The sequence below is a fragment of the Pseudomonadota bacterium genome, from assembly GCA_030859565.1.
Taxonomy (GTDB): domain Bacteria; phylum Pseudomonadota; class Gammaproteobacteria; order JACCXJ01; family JACCXJ01; genus USCg-Taylor.
The window spans coordinates 1-5,372 of the sequence record JALZJW010000192.1 but is presented as its reverse complement, the minus strand read 5'-3'; the positions used below and the strand labels follow the sequence as shown (position 1 = coordinate 5,372).

Genomic DNA, 5,372 nt, shown 5'->3' with positions numbered 1-5,372 from the left:
TCGCGTCATCCTGGTTCGCAAAGGCCAGTGCGGCCGTGCTGTTGGCGGCGATGACTTCGCCCAATATGGTGACATTCCGGACCATGGTTTGTCGGAAGCTCAGTAACTCGTAGGCTATAAAGGCCGCGCACGTCAGCAACAACACCACCCCGCTGGTCAGCAGGATCACTATCATCAGCTTCCGCCGGATCGGTGTGTCTTTGAGCGACATGGGCTAATCGTTCCCCGAGGTTACAATCTCGGCGGGTCTGAGCAGCTTGGAACTGATCCTCAGGTTGGCGGCTTGGGCGGCCTCCAGGTTGATTTGCAGCCGAATTTTGTTTTCTACAGTGACCAAGCGGATCATCACGCCGGGCAGAGCAAAGCCCTCGGCATCGGCCACGGTCAGGATGTTCCGGCCTCTCAGTCTGGCGAGAATTTGCTCCAACCGATCCCCCTCCGAGCGGCTGATGAACAGGATATGGCAAGTGTTTATATCTTCCACGCGGCCATAGCGTTGCACGACCAAGGATCGGTTGTTCACCGTTTCACCGCGCACCGTCTCATCCAAGTACGCGCCGAACGGGTCCCTTCCGAGAACGCCAATGACCAGCGGAGCCTGCGGGTCGGGGAAGGCTTGGGGAGGCCACTCTACGAACTGAGCAAAGTTAAACAGGAAAACGGCCTTGAGCTGATACTCCCGAGGCGCCGCTGCTTGCGCCGACAAGCCCAGTCCGGCCGAAAGCAGCAAGGCGGACAGAACCAACCAAGCTGCGGATAGACCTCTGTTGATGCGCGCTTCGTCCTCTGGCACGCTAACCCTCTCAAAAGCGCCATAAGACTTTCGCAAACACGCCGCGTTCAATCTCTCTGCGTGTAGTCTCTATGCGTGTAGTCAAGGCGCCGAATTCGGCGTGATCATCGTGCAGGAGATTTTGACCGACGATGGAAAATTCCAGCTCTGGACTCGGCCGCCAGCCGAGGCGCACATCCAACTCCCCATAGGCCGGAACCTGCTGATTGTCGATGCGGCTCACGTAACGAAACGCGGCGTCCAATTCCCAATGACCCGGCAGATCCAGCGACGAACGCAGGGAAAAGTGATGCTTCGAATCATTCGATTCGAAGCTGCCGCGGGTCGTGTCGGTGCTGCCCGGTTTGGGACGGAGGTCGATCCGCAATTCCGTGTAGCCTGCTCGGAGCCGCCACCAATCGGTGACTCGATAGTCCACCGTCAATTCCGCGCCGTAGGATTCGCCTTCCAGCCCGTTGGCTAACTCGATGACGGGAGAGTCCGCAGGCCGACTTTCCCGACTGCGGAGGTCGTCGTAGTCGTTGTAATAGGCCGCCAGAGAAAGGGCGAGCCGGGAGAAGGGTTGAACGCGATATCCCAGCTCATAGGCGAGCAGCTCTTCGGAGTCAAAATCGGGTCCGCCGTCGATGGGGAACTGAAAAAACTCGCGGTCGATCCGAGAAGGCGTTCTGACCGCGCGCGAAATGGCCGACCAGAGGGTTTGCTGCTCGCTCAGCCTCCAAGCCAGGCGGCCGCTGGGTTGAAACTCAAAACCGGTGTAATCGTTGTGCTCGATCTTGGTGCCGAGCGACAGGTGTAGCCGGTCTTTCACCAGCGCGATTTCATCCTGCACGAAGCCGCTGAACCACTGCCGCGAGACCTGGGACGGGAGAAAGGCCACAGCGGGAGTGTTGCTGACGTCGTCCTCAATCAACCGGTAGCCCAGTCCCCAGACGATATCGTGCCGCTCGCCCAAGGGAAAACGGTGTTGGAAATCGACATCGTAGGTATCGAGGTCTTCGGAAAAGGTGTTAGGAATGTCGCGGTGGGTCCGGTCGTAATATACCTGCAGTTGGAGCTCGGAGCCTTCATAAAAGGTGTGCGACCACCGGCCGATCACATTGGCCCCGCTCACGTCGATCTCATCTGCGCCCGCCTGTGAAATCCGGCCGTCGTAACCGTCCGCTTGCACAGTGAAGACGTTGCTTTCCGACGCGTCCCAATCCATGCGAAACCCGCCCTGGCCCATATGCCAGTCGTCGCTCGCATCTCGACCGTCGGGCAGCACGGTGCTGTCGCGATCAAAATACTTGCCGTAGACGCGGTATTGAAGATTGGGGGTCAGGGCGCCGCCATAGCGCATGCCGCCGAAACCGTTCAACTCTGTGCCGCCGCCACCCAGCAGCAGAGCCCCTTGAGTGTCCTTCGGGTTCTTCGTGATCACGTTGATCACGCCGTTGACCGCGTTGGCGCCCCACAAGGTGGCGCCTGGCCCGCTGATGACTTCGATCCGATCGATGTCCTCCAGGAGCGTATCCTGGACGTCCCATAACACCCCGGCGAACAGCGGCGTATAGACCGTCCGCCCGTCTATCAGCACCAGCAGTTTGTTGGAAGTCTCGCTGTTGAATCCCCGCGCACTGATGGCCCACCGGCGCGAGTCAATCTGTGCCACTTCCAGGTTCGAGGCCAGGCGCAACGCCTCGGGTAGTCGCGTCGCGCCGGAGCGTCGAATATCCTCTTGCGTAATGACCTGAATGGCCGATGCCGTCTCCGACAGTCTCTCCGGACGCTTGGAAACCGAAGTCACCTCGATGTCCATGAGCTCTTCCAAGCTCAACTTTTTCAGTTGGGCCACGCCGCTCTCCGCCGGGACACGCGCCGCGTTGGTCGACGGCGCCGGCGCCGTTTCACCCGCGCGGCAGTTCACCGCTGCCAGCGCCAACAACGACGCACAGAGTCCGCCAGCCCAGGTCCGGGCACGATGGATCCGGCGTCCTCGTTTCTTTGCACCGAGCGGGTAGCTCTCGACGAGGTCGCGCTCCTGGCACGAGGAGGTGAGCCTCACGATGGGGATGGGCTTCAAGGCCGGGTCGGCTTTGACGGTGCGCAGCCGCGAGTCCGTCCACCTTGGGCATCTTGAGGTCGACGAGCACCACCGCCGGGGACGCGGGCTCGCGCCCCGCGAACCGGCCGCGCCAATAGGGGTAGTCGAGTCGAGGGTCGCCTCGCCGTCGTTGACCACCACGATGTCATTCGCGAGGCGACAGTCGGCGAGCGCCTCGAGCGTCAGCTCCACGTCGTTCGGGTGGTCCTCGACGAGGAGTATGGTCTTGAGATCCTGCACGGTGTCCCCCTCGAGCGGCTAGCAACGGCCCGCTCGTCCACGTATCCCCAGTGGTACCGGTGCGACACAGTGTAGCAGACGAGTCCAGACCGAATCAATGCAGAGTCTCTCCCGGATGAGTGTCCACTGGGTCCTGCCCGGCCACGGGCGCCGCCACTCCTGCAGCGCTGAAGAGATGCGCAGAGAGATGCAGCGCTGCGCTGCGTGGAACGGATGCGCGCTTCGCGATGACGGTGTCTCTTGTAGCGGTCCTGCACTCGGGGTTGACAGATCGTTCGTTTGAGGTCAAAGTCGGCACCCGACGAGGATCGAGATGCTATTCCGTCGCCCAAATTTTCTCCCGACCACGTTCGCGGCGGCTATCGCCTTGGGGTGCTCTAGCAGCCTGTCGGACTTAGCGACACAACTTTCGGCGCGACAGCGTTCGCTATGGGCGATTAAACGTGACGTGGCGGTCCGTGCGAACTGACAACGGTGCGCGAATTCATCATTCGTTTCGCCTATGGAATCGTACGAAGATTTTTTGTCAAGTCCGACAGATCATTCGCCGTCATAGCCCATCCGTCCTGCGTTGACGCGCAAGACCCTCTTGCAACACCTTCTGGCCATGGGCTCTCCTCTGCAATTGCATTTCTGTACTCGACGCAAACCCACGTCGCTTATCAAGACCTTCCGTCCCTCAAGTACGGCAGCTGGCCCCAGTGCATCTCCTTTGCACCTCGCGGACCATTCGTTGGGGACCTGAGCCCTTTTGTTGTCTCCTTTATCTACCATGCTCTCGTCGTCGCTGCGAATTGTCGCCTCCGCGCAGACCATCTCTCGGAGGAGAGCCACGCTGTCATTCGTCAAATGCGGGACGACGCTATTTGTTTTATGCGGCAGTTTCGCTCTACGTGCCAAGGCGGTTCAACGGCCTACACATATGGCTTTTGGCCATATGTACCGCCAAAGCGCAGTGTACTTCTGGAGATTCCGTCTAAACTGCTGCAACTGCAAGGAGGTTCCCTACGCTTGGGTGGCTCTCGCGGCCCGGTTAACATTGGATTCTACCCCCGCGCATGGCAGCTCCCTGCCGATGCCGACGACACGGCCTGCGTTTGGGCCGCTCTCATGGAACACACCTCCACGGAAAGCAACTCGCATAGCCCACCCCACCTGTGTGAAGTTTTTGCTGATTGGAGGGACATCGGTACGGACAAGCTTCGAAATCGGCACGAGTGGCTTCCTGTCGGTAGCAGCGCCTATCTCACCTGGATGCCTTGCGCGTGCAAGGTTGGAGACCACCGGGCTTGTCCCGATGGTTGGTCCCCAAGTGGGCCCAAGGTCAACGACGTTGATATCGTAGTCAATGCCAACGTGCTTTACGCGCTTGGCACGTTTGGACACCGTGGATGCACGGGTTTCGAAGACGCTGTACGCGCAGTAAACGATGCCCTGGACCATACGATGCGAGCCTTTGGGAGAATAGATACATCCATCCTGAGTTCATATTATCCAAATAACAACGCCCTTCATTACTGTGTAGCACGTGCATACCGTTGCGGCGATGTCCTCGATTTGAGGCCCTCTATCAAGGCGATTACCACGGATCTCACCGATACCGCACATTGGGCCAAGGGCGGCATATGCCATTGGGGGGATGGCGATCGCTTTCTCGATACGGCCTTCGCGTGCTCAACTCTATTGATGCTCGGGTACGAGGGTCCCGAAATCGATGCCGGAATGACCTACTTGTTGTCCGGCCAGGATCCAATCACAGGTGCTTGGCCGGCGGAAGCGTTCTGCATTGGTAAGTTCCCATATGGTGACAGACTTACCTGGCAATCAAGCGCGCTCACGACAGCGATGGCCGTGGAGGCCATTTGTCGGTGGAAGGCCAGAGGGCTACACAATGCAGACTAATAAATTGCCTGATTACGAGACTTGAACGGACGGGTCGCCGTGATCACCGAGGCAGGTGGACGGTCGAGGAGCTGGTAGAAGGAGGCGCCGCGTCTGGCCGACGTTGCCTTCGATCTGGGCAACCCGCACGGGGGCTGACATGGCATGCGACACCCCGATCGAGCCCTCTGACCATCACCTCGGTGGGCCAGCGCTTCGCTGAGCCACCCTGCCTCCCGGAGGAACTGCTCATGGCTGCACCGACCATGGATCACCTGGAGCTGACGGATCTCTCTGATCCGATCATGTTCACGAACCCGTTCCCGCGCTACGCAGAGCTACGCCGCAACGCCCCCGTGTCCCGCGTCAGGT

The 5,372-nt window shown here is 59.8% G+C and carries 3 protein-coding genes; all 3 read right to left on the bottom strand.

Features of this window, described 5'->3' with window-relative positions; genetic code table 11:
- Nucleotides 1-211: hypothetical protein (locus tag M3436_18900; protein MDQ3566066.1), on the bottom strand; the 211-nt coding region annotated here is incomplete at its 3' end.
- 3 nt (nucleotides 212-214) lie between these two features.
- Nucleotides 215-793, bottom strand: coding sequence for a YfiR family protein (locus tag M3436_18895; GenBank protein MDQ3566065.1), 579 nt, complete (start codon nucleotides 791-793; stop codon nucleotides 215-217).
- A gap of 10 nt (nucleotides 794-803) precedes the next feature.
- On the bottom strand, nucleotides 804-3,119 hold the full coding sequence (locus M3436_18890) for a TonB-dependent receptor (GenBank protein MDQ3566064.1): 2,316 nt from the start codon (nucleotides 3,117-3,119) through the stop codon (nucleotides 804-806).
- Nucleotides 3,120-5,372 lie beyond the last annotated feature (2,253 nt).